Below are 16,189 nucleotides of genomic sequence, written 5' to 3'. Positions count from 1 at the left end.
GGACGCTCGCACTACGGATGCAAAACTGAGATGCTCCCAAACGATATCAGTTGACGATATCTGCTCATTGACACTCTCGGGAGCATCTCATTTTTGCAAAAAACATTTCTTTCTACAGTGCTGTCCCCGCTCGCTTGGTTCTATAAGCAAGCGAGCGGGGACAGCACTATTTTAAAAGCAAAACTGAGAAGCGACCAAAATTAAAGACACAACAATGTTGTGTCCCTACGGTGTTTTAGGCAATTGAGAATTGCTATATTTAGGCTCGTAACTGCTTAACGCTTTGGTTTCTTGATATCCATCAGTTTCGGTTTCACCGCCGGAGTGCGCGGGTAAAACTTAAACTTATTGAGCGCCGCACTTGCCGATTTGGCCACACCGCTATCTGTATCTCGCAAAGCTCTTTGCAAGAGCGGAATCACTTTTTCAGACTTAATCATTGCTAGTGCTTCCACAGCAGCTTCGCGCACTTCCGGGTTGAAATCTTGAGCTAATTTACCCAAGGTTTCTATGGCTCGCTGACCGTCGGTTCTCAAAGCATTAGCCGCACCCATTTTACCTAAAGCAGACGCTGCAAATTTGCGAGTTTCTGTGTCCTGACTTTGAACGCATCCCATCAACTGCGCCACCGATGAGTAGTTTGGTGTTTGTCTGGGAGATTCAAGCGTTTGTCTGATTTCGAGTTGTTCTAAATCAATTGATTGTGGTTCGGAAAATTCTGTGTAATTTAACTCTTGTTCAACTTCAGGTTGATTGAACTCAGGTTGATTGAACTCAGGTTGATTGAACTCACTTGATGGTTCTTCTTGCCAAACTTCTTGTTGTGGTAAATCCGATGTAAATTCTGTTGGATTTAACTGACTGAACTGTTGCTCCGGGATTTCTTGTTGTTGTACATTACTCTCGTATTGCTCTTGCAAAGACCTGATAGTAGCTTGCATCTGAGCTTCGCGAGCTTGAAACTGCTCGTGAGCGGCTTGCAACTGACTTTCGTATTGCTGTTGCAAAGCCTCCGTCGTTGATTGTATGTCAACTTCGCTGTTCCCATATTGCGAGGCAGCTTGTCTCAATTGAATTTCGTGTTGTTTTTGCAGGTTTTGAAAATGTTCATCCATCTGAGCTTGATAACTGTCATGCAATTCGTCAGAAAGTGTGAGTATATGACGTTCGTGTTCGGCTTGCAAAGATTGTATATTTTCCTGAAGCCTAGCATTGTGAGCGGCCTCTAATTCCTGGGTGAATTGTCGCATCTGCTGCTCGTGGGCGCCTGCAACTTGTTGGAGCCGATCGCGTTCTGCTAAAACTTGTTGGAGTCGATTTTCGTATTGAGCCGCAACTTGTTGAATCTGATTTTCGTATTGAGTTGTAACTTGTCTGAGTAAATTTTCGTGTTCAACAGTAGCGCTTCTAAACCGATCTTCTCCTTCTCCGTGTGGAGATTCGGTAGTTTGCTGCATTCGAGATATCTGAGCTAGTTCTATATCCTGAGCTATTCTGCGAGTTTGCAGCAAGTGTTCTTGCTTTTGCTTGTGCAACCGCTTTTCCACTAACCAGTAAGCCGCTGCTATCCCCGCCAAAAAACCTACGATCGCTCCTATGATTTCCACAACTGAGCTCCTCCGGACAATATAGTGATGCTGGACTTTTTACAATTTAACCATACAGCCGGGAAGTCCCGCGCTCTACCTGTACAATCCGTGAGCGTCGGGCTCAAAGGCGAGCGAGTTGACGATTACAGCCGAGCCGCACAACGCGCAGCGTTTGAGGTTTGAGGCTTGATGAGAAAACGAGCCAACTTATTGACAACCGCAAAATCCTTGTGTTAATTTTTTACCAGAAATGCCGATAGCCGATAAATGCCGAAAGCTTACAAGTTCCGAATCTACCCAGCGCCCACCAGCAACAGTATTTTGCTGGTGATGAGAGGTTGTTGTCGATGGTTTTGGAACTATAGTTTGAATAAGAGCCAAGTAACCTATAAGGAAACTGGTAAGGGATTGAGCAGATTGGCTATTCAAGGTATGCTACCAGCGCTCAAGAAGGAATACCCTTGGTTGAAAGATGGGGCATACTCACAAAGCTTGCAAGTAGTAGCACTGAATCTATCAACTGCTTACAAAAACTTCTTTGAGAAACGTGGTGGGTTTCCTAGCTTCAAATCCAAGCACAACAGGCAATCTGTCAGCTATCCCCAGAATGTGAAAATTCTGGAGAGCACTATAAAATTTCCGATTATTGGTGAAGTCAAAGCCAAGATTCATCGCCAGTATGATGGCACGATCAAAACTGTAACGGTATCCCAAAATCGAGATGGTTCGTATTTTGCATCGGTACTTGTTGATGATAAAATTGGCACTCCAGATGCTAATATCGAAGGAAAAGCAATTGGCTTAGATGTTGGGCTAACTGATTTCTTGGTCACGTCTGACGGCTCTAAGTACAAGCATCCTAGAGCAACCGCTAAACATCGTAAAAATCTGAAGCGCAAGCAACAGAAGCTAAACCGAAAAGTCAAAGGCAGTAACCGACGGAATAAAGCCCGGAAGTTAGTAGCCAAGGTGAATTCTAAAATCAAAAGAGTGCGTGAGGATTTTCTGCACAAGCTATCCCGCAAGATAGTCAACGAAAACCAAGTAATTGTAGTAGAAGATCTAAATATCAAAGGAATGGTAAGAAACCATTGCCTAGCCAAAGCTATCTATGATGCTGGCTGGGGAATGTTTGGAACAATGCTTAAGTATAAAGCCGAGGCAGAAGGCAAGGTCTATTTAGAGATTGACCGATTCTTTCCTAGCTCCAAAACTTGTAACCATTGCTTGTTCAAAGTTTCTAAAATGAATTTGAAAATACGCCAATGGAAATGTCCTAAGTGTGATTCTGTGAATGATAGAGATATCAACGCAGCGCTAAACATTAGAGACGAAGGCTTGCGGTTTTTGGCGTTGGGAATCAGCGCTACTGCCAGTGGACGCAATGTAAGTCAACCCGGAAGAATCTCGGTTCTTTCGGATGCTGTTGCGGTGGAAGCTGGAAGCCCACTCTCTACCGCAAGGTGAGAGTTGGGTAATTCACCCATATAGCCTCTTGTAACCGCCCAAGAGCAGCAGCCAGACTGTCACTCCCAGCCAGTGAATCACCACCGCAGGCCAGATGGAACCGATGAGCAGGTATGCGATGGAGCACGCTACTCCCAAAACAGCGGCGAGTAGCAAAAACACGGGATTCTTGACATACCTCCTCGTCCTGAAGGAGCGAGGATTCCTTGACGCTTCACAGCAATGTGCTACCGAAGTAGTCTTACCCTCGCTCTGCGTCCGTTTAGAGTCTCCCAATGCCCTGTGGCGACTATGTTTCATTGTACTCAAGCCTAAAGCTTATTGTCTTCAGGGATGTAGTTAAACATTGCCCCTCGGAACTGTCTAGGTACGCTCTCATCGTAGCTATTTCAACGTGTCTTGAGCCTGTAGACTTCTCTATTTTAGCACAAAGCCGTCCTAAAAGGACGGGGTTTTAAACCCATTTTTCTGATAAAGGTCGATCGACCGATCGGATAAAAAGTCAGCGCGTTGAGCGGGTGGTAAGCTACAAACAGCACCAAACTGGAGCATCCCCAAAACCACAGCATTAGCCCAGAAGCATTCTCAAAAGCGTGCGGGAGCATTAACACGCGGAAAAAAACTTCCTCAGTCAGCCCCGGAGTTAACAAACAGCCCGCGAGCACTCCCGCAATTATCGGCCCGGAGGTTTGCACGTCTACTTTCAGAAATCCCGACCAAAAACCGATGGGAAGTGCGATCGCGCTATAAACTAGCACCAGCAGAGCTACAACCAGCCAATCGGTGAAATCGGGAATAGTTGAAAAAGCGTGGGTGAGGCGGCGTGCTAGCAAGTCGAAGGGAAGAAGCGAGAATAAAGAGAGAAAAGGAAGCATCTCAGTTTTTGCTTTTATAGTGCGAGCGTCCCCGCTCGCTTGGTTCTATCAACAAGCGAGCGGGGACAGCACTCAAACACAAAAAATGCTTTTTACAACAATGAGATACTACCGTTTATTTTAAAGCTTTTAATCGATCGAATAACTGAGCAACTTTGGTCAAATCTTTATCTCCCGGCGCTATTTCTACGCCGCTCGAAAGGTCAACACCGCTGAAGTTATTGCCGATCGCGCGATCGATCGCATTTAAAATATTATCCGGTGTTAAGCCGCCCGCCAGCAGCCAAGGACAAGCTGGTTTAAACTCTGCTAACATCATCCAATCTATAGTTTTGCCAGTACCGCCAAGTTGAGCCGGATGGTAAGCATCCAACAGTAAAGTATCGACACGCAGGGCGTAAATTGCAGCGGTGGCTAACGTTTCATGACTCTTAACTCTCAAAGCTTTGATAATTTCAATTCCCGGCAAAAACTCGCGCAGCCGATCGCAATATTCCGCTGTTTCATCTCCGTGCAGTTGCACCCCACTTAAATTTGACTCTGCCGTTACTTGACAGATATTTTCTATTGTGGTATTTGCAAACACGCCAATGCGATCGACATTTTCCGGCAACTGTTCGACAATCAGGCGAATGGTTTCGGGGCTGACATAGCGCGGGGAAGCGGGTACGCAGATAAACCCCAAAGCTTGGGCTCCCAAACGGGCGATCGCCATTCCCTGGTCTAATTTAGTGATTCCGCAAATTTTTACCCGCACTCTTTTTCCTCTGTGCTGAATTTGTATCAAAATATAAACGAATTGTTAACTATTAAAACAAATCTTAGTTTAATGCAAAATACTTTTTATAATTTTCTAAATCAATTAATCTGTGAAATCCGGAGCATATAAACATGATTAACTCATCTTTGCTGTTAGCCGTACCATCTGCCACTGCCTTAACGGTGGAGTGGACACCAATGGTAGGACTGACAATGATTATATGCAACTTGCTGGCGATCGCGATCGGCTACTACGGCATCAACAAACAAAACCGAGGCAAGGGCCCAGCTTTACCCGTTGCAGTCCCTGGAATGTTCAAAGGCTTCGGCATCCCAGAATTGCTGGCCACAACCAGCTTGGGCCACTTGCTCGGGGCAGGAGTAATCTTGGGCTTGGGTAACGCCGGAGTGCTTTAAAAATCACGGTTTGGGAAAGGCAAGGGTTTGAAAAGATATAATAGAAATTCATTCTTCCTCTCCTTTCCCAGGAAACTTTCATGCAGACAGGTTGGCGAATCGGCTCTTTATTTGGCATCCCGCTACTCATAGATTATTCGTGGTTTATAATTTTAGCCCTAGCAACCCGCGAATATGCCAGCAGTTACCGATTGTGGGGATCTGCGCTCTCCTGGAGTGCCGGGTTCGCAATAGCTTTGCTACTATTTGCTTCCGTGCTGTTGCACGAATTAGGGCACAGCTTGGCGTCGATGTCGCAAGGCATTAAAGTTAATTCTATTACTCTATTCTTATTTGGCGGAGTAGCTTCGATCGACTCTGAATCAAAAACTCCGGGTCAAGCTTTTCAAGTAGCTATTGCTGGCCCTCTCGTCAGCTTTGCGCTGTTTTTAATCCTCGGTTTGGGTTCTCAAGTTTTCCCCCAGACAAGTTTGCTATCAATTATAACAGAAAAAGTAGCAGTAATCAATCTAGTTTTGGGATTATTTAACTTGATTCCCGGGCTGCCTTTGGACGGAGGACAAGTTTTAAAAGCAGCAATTTGGAAAATCACTGGTTCTCGATTTGCCGGCGTGCGTTGGGCTGCAAAAACAGGACAAGTTTTGGGTTGGTTGGCTGTTGCTTTCGGTGTCAGTTTATGTTTGTTAGCACGCCAGTACGGCGGTTTGTGGATGGCGCTGATCGGCTCTTTTGCGATTCGGAATGCTAGTAGCTACAGTCGCTTTACTTCGTTGCAAGAAGCGCTGCTCAAAACTAAGGCCGCCGATGCAATGAGCCGCGAGTTTCGAGTTGTCGATGCAAATTTGAGTTTGCGAGAATTTGCCGATCGCTATTTGCTAGAAGTCAATCCCTTTCCATTTTACATCGCTGCGACCAACGGGCGGGATTTGGGCTTAGTGTCGATCGACGATATCCGCTGCACAGAGCGCAGTCAGTGGCAAATTCAGACTTTGCACAACATTTTGCAACCCCTGGAAAAAACCCCCACAGTCTCCGAAAAAGCATCCATTGCAGAAGTAATTAACAGCATGGAAGCCCGCCAACTCCCGCGAATCCTCGTCCTTTCGTCCATTGGTGCAGTCGTAGGGACGATCGATCGGGGCGACGTGATGAAAGTTATGGCAAAATACCTCAAACCCAAGATTTCCGAAGCTGATATCAAGCACAGCAAAGAAGAAAACAGTTATCCCCTGGGATTGCAGTTAAGTGCGATCGCTAAAACCGTACAAGAAAATTAATTTAAAATGGGGCATCAATAATCCAGATTAGTCACAATTTCAGGTTTCATTCAGTTGACAGTTGACAGTTGACAGTTGACAGCTTGATAGCTTGATAGCTTGATAGCTTGATAGCGACATCTACCTAGAAGGAAGAGAATTGGAATAATGAATAGTCTTCTTTTTTTAAAGTTATCCCGATGGGGGGAGAGGCTTTAAACCAATTATTTCTGCTAAATAGGCGTGCATAAATAAACTCAACCTAAAAAGCTAATTTCCTTGCTGTCAGGAACTTATGACCCACGGTATTGTTCTGTTAATTATGACCGCCTACATAGCACATTTTTTTGTCCAAGATGGTTAAAACAAAAATTCTTATGCCCAATCTTTTTAAGATATTTCATCAATTGGGAGAGAAACGTTGTAGTTGGAAAAAGTTAAGTTTTTCCTTACCCTTCGCTGATTTACAACCTCTTGCCGTCACCTGCATTGTCGTGACAGGAACTCTCTTAGGAGTGCGACATTTAGGTTGGTTGCAGCCCTTGGAATTGAAGGCTTTTGACTTGATGGTACAGTTGCGCCCCGATGCAGGCCCTGACCCGAGGTTGCTAGTAGTGACAGTCACAGAACTGGACATTCATACTTTTAAGAAATGGCCAATCTCTGATGGAGTTTTAGCGAAGGCGATCGCCTCCATAGCGCGTCTCGAACCCGTCGCTATTGGTCTGGATATAATCCGCGATATCCCCTACGAACCAGGAAACGCAGAATTGGCAGCTCAATTCACAAACCCCAAACTCATCCCGATTACTTTCATCGGCAAGTCAGAGTACGATCGCGCTCTACCACCTCCCAACATACCCAAAGCACGGATAGGATTTAACGATTTAGTAATCGATCCAGACGGCATAATTCGCCGGAGCTTGATCTTTCGTTCCAACGGACAATCCACTCTCAGCTCATTTGCGCTCCGGCTGGCTTTCAAATATATTGACAGTAAAAAAATTCCTTCAACACTCACAAAAGATCAAGAAATAAAAGCAGGAAACACAGTCTTTTCGCGACTGCGATCGGACTCAGGAGGTTATCAGACAATTGACACTGGAGGCTATCAAATCTTGCTCAATTATCGCTCTCCTGAAAATACGGCAAAAACCGTGACACTCACTCAAGTTTTGGAGGGAAAACTAGACCCCGAATTGGTGAAGGGTAAAATAGTGATAATCGGGGTTACAGCCCCAACTACAAAAGATGTCTTTTCTACCCCTTACAGCGCCACTGCCAGCGACAACCGCATGATGCCTGGAGTCTTTATTCATGCAGCGGCAACTAGCCAAATTATTAACGCAGCTTTAGATGGCAAAAATCTATTTTGGTTTTGGGATGAATGGCAAGAAATGCTCTGGATAGCTGTTTGGGGAGCAGTTGGCGGCTGTTTAGCTTGGCGGCTAGAAAATACGATCAATTTCATAGTCAGCGCGATCGCGCTTGGCTGCATATTATGGGGATTCACATTTTTTCTATTCACTCAACAGGGGTGGATATCACTGGCCTCACCGACACTAGCATTTTTGATCGCCCCAGCAGTTATCATCACATACAAGTACCAGCAGTCAAAGCAGCAGCAAGAAATTGTGATGAAATTATTAGGACAGCAAACCTCACCGGCGATCGCCAATGCCCTGTGGAAAGAGCGCGTCCATCTCCTCCAGTCGGGCCTATTGCCGGGGCAAAGACTAACTGCTACAATGATCCTGACAGACTTACAGGGCTTTAGCACTATTTCCGAAAAATTATCCCCAGAAGTAGTAATGCCTTGGTTAAATGAATATTTATCAGCAATGGCCGAGGAAGTGCAAAAACATCATGGGGTGATTAATAAATTTACTGGAGATGGAATGCTGGCTGTATTTGGTGTTCCTATCCCCCGCACAACTCCCGAAGAAATTGCCGAAGATGCTCGCCTTGCGGTATCTTGCGCCCTAGCTATAAGTGCGTGCTTACCAGCCCTGAATCAAAGTTGGATCGATCGCGGTTTGCCGTCGGCAAAAATGCGAGTCGGAATTTTTACAGGGCCGATAATGGTGGGCAGTTTGGGAGGCAAAACCCGTTTAGAATATGGAGTAATCGGCGATAGTGTCAATATCGCTTCTCGCCTGGAAAGCTGTGAAAAAGATCGGCAAGAGGACACCTGCCGCATTTTAATTGCCGAAGAAACCTTAGTGCATATTCAAGGAAAATTTGAGGTAGAATCTTGGGGAGCTTTACCTTTAAAAGGCAGGGAGCAAAAAGTTAATGTCTATCGCGTCTTGGGAGGAGAAAGATCGTCCAAGTAAAAATAGACAACATATCTTACAAACATCATGCAAATCCTAGAAAAAAAATGACTAAATTTACACTAAAATCCCTCGTCTTTAGTTCCATATTGTTGATAGGAGCATTTAATGCTTGCCAATTTGCAAGTGTGGGACAGCCAACGCCAGATAATGTGGGCCAGCCGCGCAATACTGTACCGGGAGGGCCGCGCTTCGCTCAGCCCCGTGAAGATATGGAGCAATCGCCCCCTCGATCGCCCAGATCGACGACGCGCGGTAACTGTCGCAACAGCGAGCTAAATGCAATAAATCTCACAGGCTTAGTCCCTCAAAATAAAATCTCACGAACTGTTTCCGAATATCCAACATTCTTTTTCTACTTGCCTCCAACAAGGGCGGAATCAGCCGAATTTATCCTACTAGATCCAAGCGGCAAGCAGATTTATAAACAGACTCTCAAAGTTGCCAATTTATCAGGAGTAATCGGCGTTAGTATCCCCGCTAACAAGAATGTGCCTCCCTTGGAAGTAGGCAAAAAATACACTTGGAATTTTACAGTGATTTGCGAGGCTGAAGAGAGATCTGCCGATCTGCTCGAAATTGGTACTATACGGCGAGTTGATCTCAGTGCAGATATCCGCAGTGAATTAGAAAAGGCAGATCCGCGGCGGAAAACAGCTATTTATGCTGAAAATGGGATTTGGCAAGATGCTCTCAGCAATTTAGCTGCTGCTCGTCGCGATCGCCCTTCGGATACAATGCTGGATGCTGATTGGGAAAGCTTGCTAGATGCAGTGAAATTGACCAAAATTGCCAAACAGCCGATCGTCCAAGTGCAAACTGAGCCAAAACCATAAGCTCTACAGCATTTAAATTTAACTTTTTGGGTGTTGCCAAGAGCGCCCACCCCACAAGCATGATACCAAAAATCTTTTGTGGAACGGCCATCTTGGCTGTTCCCAAAAGATGAGGTACGTTGTTGGGCTTCAGCCCTCTTAGTAACAGTATTCGTAGGGTGCGTCGCCACCAACAATCCCTCAAAAAAATCGACAATTTCACGGCATCGACCTGTAGGAGATTACAGATTAAATTCTATAGAATTCTTTCAGCTATCAACAAATAGATTTTTTTTGAGTCAATTCCCAAATATCCTCCCATTCCTCCTCCGAAAGCGGCCGCACCTCCAAATCAATATCAAAACAGCGACAAGCCGCCGCACTCAAAGCATCAATTACAGTTGCAATCAAATCATCTCTCCCTTCAGATAGAGGTAATTTCACAGGAATTAATTCCTCCCCAAAAACCTGAGAAAACAAACCAATATCCGGCTGCAAACGCATCGAACCATGCTGCAAAATAGCATCACCACGGCGCAATTGCGCGCTACCAATTAACTTGCAGCCATCAACCGTCACCAAATCCGCACCCGTCGCCGTACCAAAACAATTGGGATTGTGAATGTAACCGCGCCCAGCTTCCCCGTAGTGCAAATCCACACCGATCGCCCGCCAACCTTCAATCAAAAACTCGCATATAGTGTGATAAGCTTTCAAGCGGCTGCTCTCAAATCCCGACGCCACAACTGCATAAGTCAAATCCCCTTGGTGGAGCACAGCGCGCCCACCGCTAGGGCGTCTCACCAACTCCAGAGGCTGTCCCTCCCAAGATAGCTGCTGCCAAAATTCCGGCCAGCGCTGCTGGTGGTAGCCCAAGGAAATCGCCGTCGGTGCCCAGGTGTAAAATCGCAGAGTTGGCGGATTTTTCCCCGCTAGATGCTTTTCTAGCAGCCATTTGTCGATCGCCATCTGCACCCTACCAGACGCGGACAGCAGCGGAATTAAACGCCATACAGAATTAGCCATCAGTCCCCATTCCTGAGTTTATACTCAATAAGTTCGCAGGATGTTTTAAAATTAGAAACAGTTTTTTGTGCCTGTCTTTTAATTTGGTGCAAGTTTAACGCCCGCCCGTGCTTTAAAAATAATCAGGAAAAATCATCGTACAACCATGAGCAACAGTGTAATTGTCATTAACGACGAAAAATTTGAAACAGAAGTCCTGAAAGCAGAGCAACCAGTGCTTGCCTATTTTTGGGCATCTTGGTGCGGGCCTTGCAAACTCATCGCGCCCTCGATCGACTGGATGGCTGCCAACTACAGCGACCTAAAAGTGGTTAAAATGGAAATTGACCCCAATCCTAATACTGTCAAGCAGTATAAAGTAGAAGGAGTCCCAGCACTCAGACTATTTAAAAATGGCGAAGTAGTCCTTTCCCACGAAGGAGCTATTACCAAACAAACATTGCTCGGTTTGCTAGAAGGTCACTTATAAAATTTTGAAATGATTCGGGAGTTTCCAACTCCCCACCCACAACTAGATCCATCCCCAATAAATTTTCAACATCTCTCCTTTCTCTTCAATCTCTCTCTTCCTCTGCGCCCTCTGCGCTCTCTGCGGTTAAAAAAAAATGTCTGAAAAACATCAAAAATAATCAGTTTTTAGCAATTTTAAATGATTGATTAATATCAAGAAAAATACAAAAAATATGCAATTTGCCAAACGTTTACAACCCCTAAAATTTAATGTATTTGCCGATATGGATCGGGCAAAAGCTCTAGCAAGAGCCGCCGGACAAAATGCGATCGACTTGTCTCTGGGTTCTTCCGATTTGCCTGCGGCTGCTCACATTACAGATGCGATCGCCAATTCCCTATCAGATCCTAGCACCCACGGCTATTTACTGTTTAACGGAACCCGCTCTTTCCGGGAAGCAGCAGCTTCCTGGTACGAGCAAAAATTTGGGATTTCAGTCGATCCAGAAACAGAAGTGCTGCCGTTAATTGGTTCCCAAGAAGGCACCGCGCATATGCCTTTAGCTGTGCTCAACCCCGGAGATTTTGCTTTGCTGCTAGATCCGGGCTATCCTTCCCACGCGGGAGGTGTGTATTTGGCGGGCGGTCAAATTTACCCGATGCCCCTACTAGCAGAAAATCAGTTTTTGCCTGTTTTTGAAGATATTCCGATGCCCGTCTTGGCTCAGTCGAAGATGATGGTTTTGAGCTATCCTCACAATCCTACAACTGCGATCGCCCCGCTGGCATTTTTTGAGAAAGCAGTGAATTTTTGTCGCCAACACGAGCTCGTTTTAGTTCACGATTTCCCCTATGTGGATTTGGTGTTTGACGATTCCGTAGGGGCGGTGGATGGTGCGCGCCCGCCCTCCGATATCCAGGAATTTCGTAAATTGATGGCGCCGTCGATTTTTCAAGCCGATCGAGATAAGAGTGTGGCGATCGAGTTTTTCACGCTATCAAAATCCTACAATATGGGAGGCTTTCGAGTTGGATATGCGATCGGCAATCCCGAACTAATTACAGCCCTGCGACAAGTAAAAGCCGCCGTAGACTTCAACCAATATCTAGGGATTTTGAACGGAGCCAGCGCGGCATTAACGGGCCCCCAAGATAGCGTCACCACCAGCGTCGAAACCTTCAGAAAACGCCGGGATACCTTTGTAAATGCGCTAAGGGCGATCGGCTGGGAAGTGCCCGTACCCCCCGCCACCATGTACGTTTGGGCGAAACTACCAGCACCTTGGGCGTCGGATTCGGTGAAATTTTGCACTCAGCTAGTACAGAGTACAGGAGTCGCAGCATCCCCCGGCGCCGGTTTCGGGAAATCAGGAGAAGGCTACGTGCGATTTGCCTTAGTTGAGTCACCTGAAATTTTGGAAGCAGCGGTTAGAAAAATTGCGGAATTTCTCAATTAATTGCTCAGTTAAAAAGATTGTATTCATGCACTCTCCTCTCTTGAAATTATCTGCGTTTATCTGCGTTTATCTACCTATATCTGCGGTTAATTTATCAATCCAAGATTTATTAAATCATCTCGTGCCGGCTCAATTAACCGCAGTAAGATTCGTTCGTAGTGCGGACTTCAGTCCGCAGCCTGAGTATAAGTAGATGAAACTAACGAAAAATTACCAGAAAGAATTGGTTGAAAGCAAGAAAGCGAGTGAGGAAGAAATTAAAATCAGACTATTCATTACTCCAATCCTCTTCCTTCTAGGTAGAGGTCGCTCTCAAACTGTCAACTGTCAACTGTCAACTGTCAACTGTTGAACAATTCTTAAAAGTAGCCCTACTTATGAGAATTGGTATAAGCTGAAACTGCTAGAACTTAGGCACACCTAATCAGAAACCGGGTTTTTCACAAAAAAACTTCGTTACAGCCAATCAAAACCCTAAAAACCCGGTTTCCAGCAGTCGGAATGCGTAAGTATTCTCTCGTTATCTCTACCTAACGGAATAGATATTTACCAGTAATATCTGTCACAATTTATGTTGAAATATTAACGCGAGACATCTTGGGAATTGCCAGTTCCGCTCACCCACTCTAAAAATCCTTGAAATGAACTCTGTCGGGGTAGCGATTGTTCTGTAGCTGCGATCGCACATCCCAAAAATACCACGCTTCCCAAAATTGCCAGTAACGGAAAATGCTTGCCCAGCCCAAAGTCCCGCTGAAGGCGAGCTAACGGCCTGCTCTCGCGCCTGAGCATCTTTCCCACCGTCAGTTGTTTGAGACTAAAAGGATCGCGGACAAAATGGCCGCTCCAGCTAATTACCATATGAGAATGGCAGTGGGGACAGGTGAATAGTCCGCTGACCATTCCGACTGGGCCCACGACGCTGGAACGGTTGCAAATCGGGCAAGTGACAGAATGAGTGTTATAGGTGGGAGCGTTCATAACTGCTTTTCTTGAGTAAAAAACCAACAACCAATTGAGAGCCTGCGTTAACGCCTAGGGCATATACCTTCATAGGCACTTTATCCTTAATTCCTAGTTTACAGCGGCGATCGGGTCGATCGGAGCTCACTGCTTGGGAAAACTTTCAAATTGCCAATCTCGTAACGAGTGCAAATCGGGAACACAGGTGAGATTGTATTGCAGCGGAGTAACGGTAATTTTATTGTCGCGAATAGCTTGTACGTCTGTAGGAATATCATGCCAAACTGCCGATTCGGAGGTTTCTTCCACATCTTCTAACAATTCCCCAGCCAGCCAATAATAAGTTTTGCCGCGCGGATCGGTGCGCTTTTGAAATATGTCGAAATAGCGGCGAATGCCTTGACGGGCGATCGCAACTCCGGTAATTTCTGCTTGTGAGACTGCTGGTATGTTGACATTCAACAGTGTCGGTTTTGGCATTGGCTGTTTTTCCAACTGTCGTAGCAAGGTGACAGCGAAATCCACCGCCGGCCCAAATTCCTGCGAAGTATAGCTGGCGAGGCTGAAAGCAATGCTGGGAATGCCTTCCATAATTCCTTCCATCGCAGCCGAAACCGTCCCCGAACAGATGATGTCCGTGCCTAAATTCGGCCCGTGGTTGACGCCAGCAAGGACAAAATCGGGCGGTTTGTCAAGTAAAGCCCACAAAGCTAGTTTAACGCAGTCGGCGGGAGTACCCGAACAAGCCCAAGCTTTGACGGCGGGGTCAAAAACAGATTCGACAATTTCGGCGCGGATGGGTTGGTGCAGTGTAAGGCCGTGTCCGGTAGCGGAGCGCTCTCTGTCGGGACAAACTACGCTCACAGAGTGGCCTGCGGTGGCGAGAGCGTTGGCGAGGCTGCGGATGCCTTGTGCAAAGATGCCGTCGTCGTTGCTAATTAAAAGTTTCATTGAAATTTTTAGAGGCCTGAGAATAATCTTAAACTAGATTCAAGTAGGGCGATCGGTTTTACTTGCAATTATCTATTACCTATTACGCATTAAGCAGCCACCGGGTGCATCTCAGTTTTGCTTTTAACAGTGCTGTCCCCGCTCGCTTGGTTCTATAAGCAAGCGAGCGGGGACAGCACTGTTGTAAAAAGAAATGTTTTTTGCAAACAAAAATGAGATGCTCCCCAGCGATCAATCTAAAATCTACAAGTCAGCCACACCAAAATTGCGCTAAACTCAGCTTGGCCCAAAATCGCCATCAATCTAAAATCTAAAACCTAAAATCTAAAATCAAAATGACTGTCCAGCTCAGCGACATTGAAACTCAACTAGAAACCCTGGGCCAAGAGTCCAAAAGTGCGATCGCAACTGCGAATACCCTCGAACAACTCGAACAGTTGCGCGTCGGCTACCTAGGCAAAAAAGGCCAACTCTCTCAAATTTTAGGCATGATGGGGAAACTGTCAGCCGATCAGCGGCCAAAAGTAGGCGCGATCGCCAATACTGTAAAAGAAGCCCTACAAGCCGACTTAGAAGACAAGCGCGCCGCCCTCCAAAACGCCCAAATTGAAGCCAAATTAGCCTCAGAAACCCTCGATGTCACCATGCCGGGGATTTTTCGCCCCCAAGGCAGAATTCACCCCTTAAACGCCGTCATAGACCGCGCTCTCGATATCTTTGTCGGCCTGGGCTATACCGTCGCCAACGGCCCGGAAATGGAAACAGATTATTACAACTTCGAGGCGCTGAACACTCCGCCCGATCACCCGGCGCGGGATATGCAAGATACATTTTACCTGCCCGGTGGCGACTTGCTGCGGACTCAAACATCCTCGGTGCAAATTCGCTACATGGAACAGCACAAACCGCCGATTCGGATTGTCTCACCCGGCCGCGTTTACCGCCGCGATACTGTTGATGCTACTCACGCGGCAGTATTCCACCAAATTGAACTTTTAGCTATTGGTGAAAATCTGACATTTACTGACTTGAAAGGCACAATTAAAGAGTTTTTGCGACAAATGTTCGGGCAAGATTTGCCGATTCGTTTCCGCACGAGTTACTTTCCGTTTACAGAACCTTCTGCTGAAGTTGATTTGCAGTGGAACGGCAAATGGCTGGAAGTTTTGGGCTGCGGTGTAGTAGATCCTAATGTTCTTAAAGGAGTCGGTTTAGATCCAGAAAAGTATACTGGATTTGCAGCCGGTTTTGGGGTGGAGCGGTTCGCTATGGTACTTTATGAAATTGATGACATTCGCCGGGTTTATGCTAGCGATTTACGATTTTTGCGGCAGTTTTAAGTAGTGGCTTGAGGTCGGTTTTACTCTGAAGGTACGTTGTTGCGCTTCAGCGCTCTTTAGCTAATATTAGAAAGAGCGCTGAAGCGCAACAACGTACCTAATTTGTCTGACGACAATAAAACCGCCCTGGGTTTTACTCTGACTGTAGGGGTTTTGGTTAATGTAGATCGATGTTTTGAGTTTCGATCGACCTGACAAGGCGAAAAAACCTAATATCCTGTCCGAAGAGAGCGAGCGCGGTCATCTTGGTTTGTAGTGAGGACTAAAGTCCTCGGGAAAAGAAGGACTAAAGTCCTCACTACAAACCTACTGAGTATGATTTATTTTCTACTTGCTAAAAGCACCTTTGATACTGTCAACAGCGCGCTCCACAGCATTCTTTGTGTTATCGGCTCTCCTGACTTTATGGTGTATAATGTAACAAACAATACATTTACTGTCATGGACTTTTATTTAGACTATCTATTAGACTTGCCTGGAGTCAAGAT

At 46.0% G+C, this 16,189-nt stretch carries 16 protein-coding genes; 9 read left to right on the top strand and 7 right to left on the bottom strand.

Annotated features, from left to right (window positions below):
- Positions 1 to 275: 275 nt before the first annotated feature.
- A complete protein-coding gene (locus tag JGK16_RS29270) occupies positions 276 to 1,607 on the bottom strand; it encodes a HEAT repeat domain-containing protein (protein WP_293193480.1) in 1,332 nt (443 codons plus the stop codon).
- Between the two features lie 249 nt (positions 1,608 to 1,856).
- Between JGK16_RS29270 and JGK16_RS29265 the strand changes: the two genes are divergently transcribed.
- Positions 1,857 to 3,056, top strand: coding sequence for a transposase (locus JGK16_RS29265; RefSeq protein ID WP_293193479.1), 1,200 nt, complete (start codon positions 1,857 to 1,859; stop codon positions 3,054 to 3,056).
- A gap of 12 nt (positions 3,057 to 3,068) precedes the next feature.
- Here JGK16_RS29265 and JGK16_RS29260 read toward each other — a convergent pair whose 3' ends face one another.
- From JGK16_RS29260 to JGK16_RS29250, 3 genes are all read right to left on the bottom strand, one after another.
- Complete coding sequence (locus JGK16_RS29260) at positions 3,069 to 3,356, bottom strand: CPBP family glutamic-type intramembrane protease (RefSeq protein ID WP_293203558.1); 288 nt, start codon at positions 3,354 to 3,356, stop codon at positions 3,069 to 3,071.
- Positions 3,357 to 3,478: 122 nt separating this feature from the next.
- A complete protein-coding gene (locus JGK16_RS29255; protein WP_293193478.1) occupies positions 3,479 to 3,931 on the bottom strand; it encodes a CPBP family intramembrane metalloprotease in 453 nt (150 codons plus the stop codon).
- 115 nt (positions 3,932 to 4,046) lie between these two features.
- Complete coding sequence (locus tag JGK16_RS29250) at positions 4,047 to 4,688, bottom strand: phosphoribosylanthranilate isomerase (RefSeq protein WP_293177822.1); 642 nt, start codon at positions 4,686 to 4,688, stop codon at positions 4,047 to 4,049.
- 134 nt (positions 4,689 to 4,822) lie between these two features.
- Here JGK16_RS29250 and psaK point away from each other — a divergent pair, with 134 nt between their 5' ends.
- From psaK to JGK16_RS29230, 4 genes are all read left to right on the top strand, one after another.
- Positions 4,823 to 5,107 carry a photosystem I reaction center subunit PsaK gene (gene psaK, locus JGK16_RS29245; RefSeq protein ID WP_293177824.1) on the top strand — a complete coding sequence of 95 codons (285 nt, stop codon included), beginning with the start codon at positions 4,823 to 4,825 and terminating at the stop codon, positions 5,105 to 5,107.
- An 80-nt stretch (positions 5,108 to 5,187) separates the two neighbouring features.
- Positions 5,188 to 6,384: a site-2 protease family protein gene (locus JGK16_RS29240; protein ID WP_293193477.1), complete on the top strand. Its 1,197-nt coding sequence runs from the start codon at positions 5,188 to 5,190 to the stop codon at positions 6,382 to 6,384.
- A gap of 356 nt (positions 6,385 to 6,740) precedes the next feature.
- Entirely contained in the window at positions 6,741 to 8,699 is a 1,959-nt protein-coding gene (locus tag JGK16_RS29235; protein WP_293193476.1) for an adenylate/guanylate cyclase domain-containing protein, read from the top strand.
- A gap of 47 nt (positions 8,700 to 8,746) precedes the next feature.
- A complete protein-coding gene (locus tag JGK16_RS29230) occupies positions 8,747 to 9,535 on the top strand; it encodes a DUF928 domain-containing protein (RefSeq protein WP_293177831.1) in 789 nt (262 codons plus the stop codon).
- A gap of 255 nt (positions 9,536 to 9,790) precedes the next feature.
- Here the strand turns inward: JGK16_RS29230 and JGK16_RS29225 are convergent, their stop codons facing one another.
- The gene (locus JGK16_RS29225) at positions 9,791 to 10,540 is read right to left on the bottom strand and encodes a biotin/lipoate A/B protein ligase family protein (protein ID WP_293193475.1); all 750 of its coding nucleotides are present in this window, start codon (positions 10,538 to 10,540) and stop codon (positions 9,791 to 9,793) included.
- Between the two features lie 145 nt (positions 10,541 to 10,685).
- Here JGK16_RS29225 and JGK16_RS29220 point away from each other — a divergent pair, with 145 nt between their 5' ends.
- The 3 genes from JGK16_RS29220 to JGK16_RS29210 all read left to right on the top strand — a co-directional run bounded on the left by JGK16_RS29220 (position 10,686) and on the right by JGK16_RS29210 (position 12,799).
- On the top strand, positions 10,686 to 11,009 hold the full coding sequence (locus tag JGK16_RS29220; RefSeq protein WP_293177837.1) for a thioredoxin family protein: 324 nt from the start codon (positions 10,686 to 10,688) through the stop codon (positions 11,007 to 11,009).
- Between the two features lie 214 nt (positions 11,010 to 11,223).
- Positions 11,224 to 12,447, top strand: a complete 1,224-nt coding sequence (locus JGK16_RS29215; protein WP_293193474.1) for an LL-diaminopimelate aminotransferase — start codon at positions 11,224 to 11,226, stop codon at positions 12,445 to 12,447.
- A gap of 193 nt (positions 12,448 to 12,640) precedes the next feature.
- Positions 12,641 to 12,799, top strand: a complete 159-nt coding sequence (locus tag JGK16_RS29210; protein WP_293203557.1) for a hypothetical protein — start codon at positions 12,641 to 12,643, stop codon at positions 12,797 to 12,799.
- Between the two features lie 230 nt (positions 12,800 to 13,029).
- Here the strand turns inward: JGK16_RS29210 and JGK16_RS29205 are convergent, their stop codons facing one another.
- Positions 13,030 to 13,428 carry a hypothetical protein gene (locus JGK16_RS29205; protein WP_293193473.1) on the bottom strand — a complete coding sequence of 133 codons (399 nt, stop codon included), beginning with the start codon at positions 13,426 to 13,428 and terminating at the stop codon, positions 13,030 to 13,032.
- 126 nt (positions 13,429 to 13,554) lie between these two features.
- Complete coding sequence (gene surE / locus JGK16_RS29200; protein WP_293177843.1) at positions 13,555 to 14,361, bottom strand: 5'/3'-nucleotidase SurE; 807 nt, start codon at positions 14,359 to 14,361, stop codon at positions 13,555 to 13,557.
- Positions 14,362 to 14,696: 335 nt separating this feature from the next.
- On the opposite strand from surE, the gene pheS reads away from it, so the two are divergent.
- On the top strand, positions 14,697 to 15,701 hold the full coding sequence (gene pheS / locus JGK16_RS29195) for a phenylalanine--tRNA ligase subunit alpha (RefSeq protein ID WP_293193472.1): 1,005 nt from the start codon (positions 14,697 to 14,699) through the stop codon (positions 15,699 to 15,701).
- Positions 15,702 to 16,189 lie beyond the last annotated feature (488 nt).

The sequence above is a fragment of the Microcoleus sp. PH2017_09_SFU_O_A genome, assembly GCF_020738625.1.
Lineage (GTDB): Bacteria > Cyanobacteriota > Cyanobacteriia > Cyanobacteriales > Microcoleaceae > Microcoleus.
The sequence above is the reverse complement of the archived record's forward strand: the minus strand, read 5'-3'. Positions and strand labels throughout refer to the sequence as shown.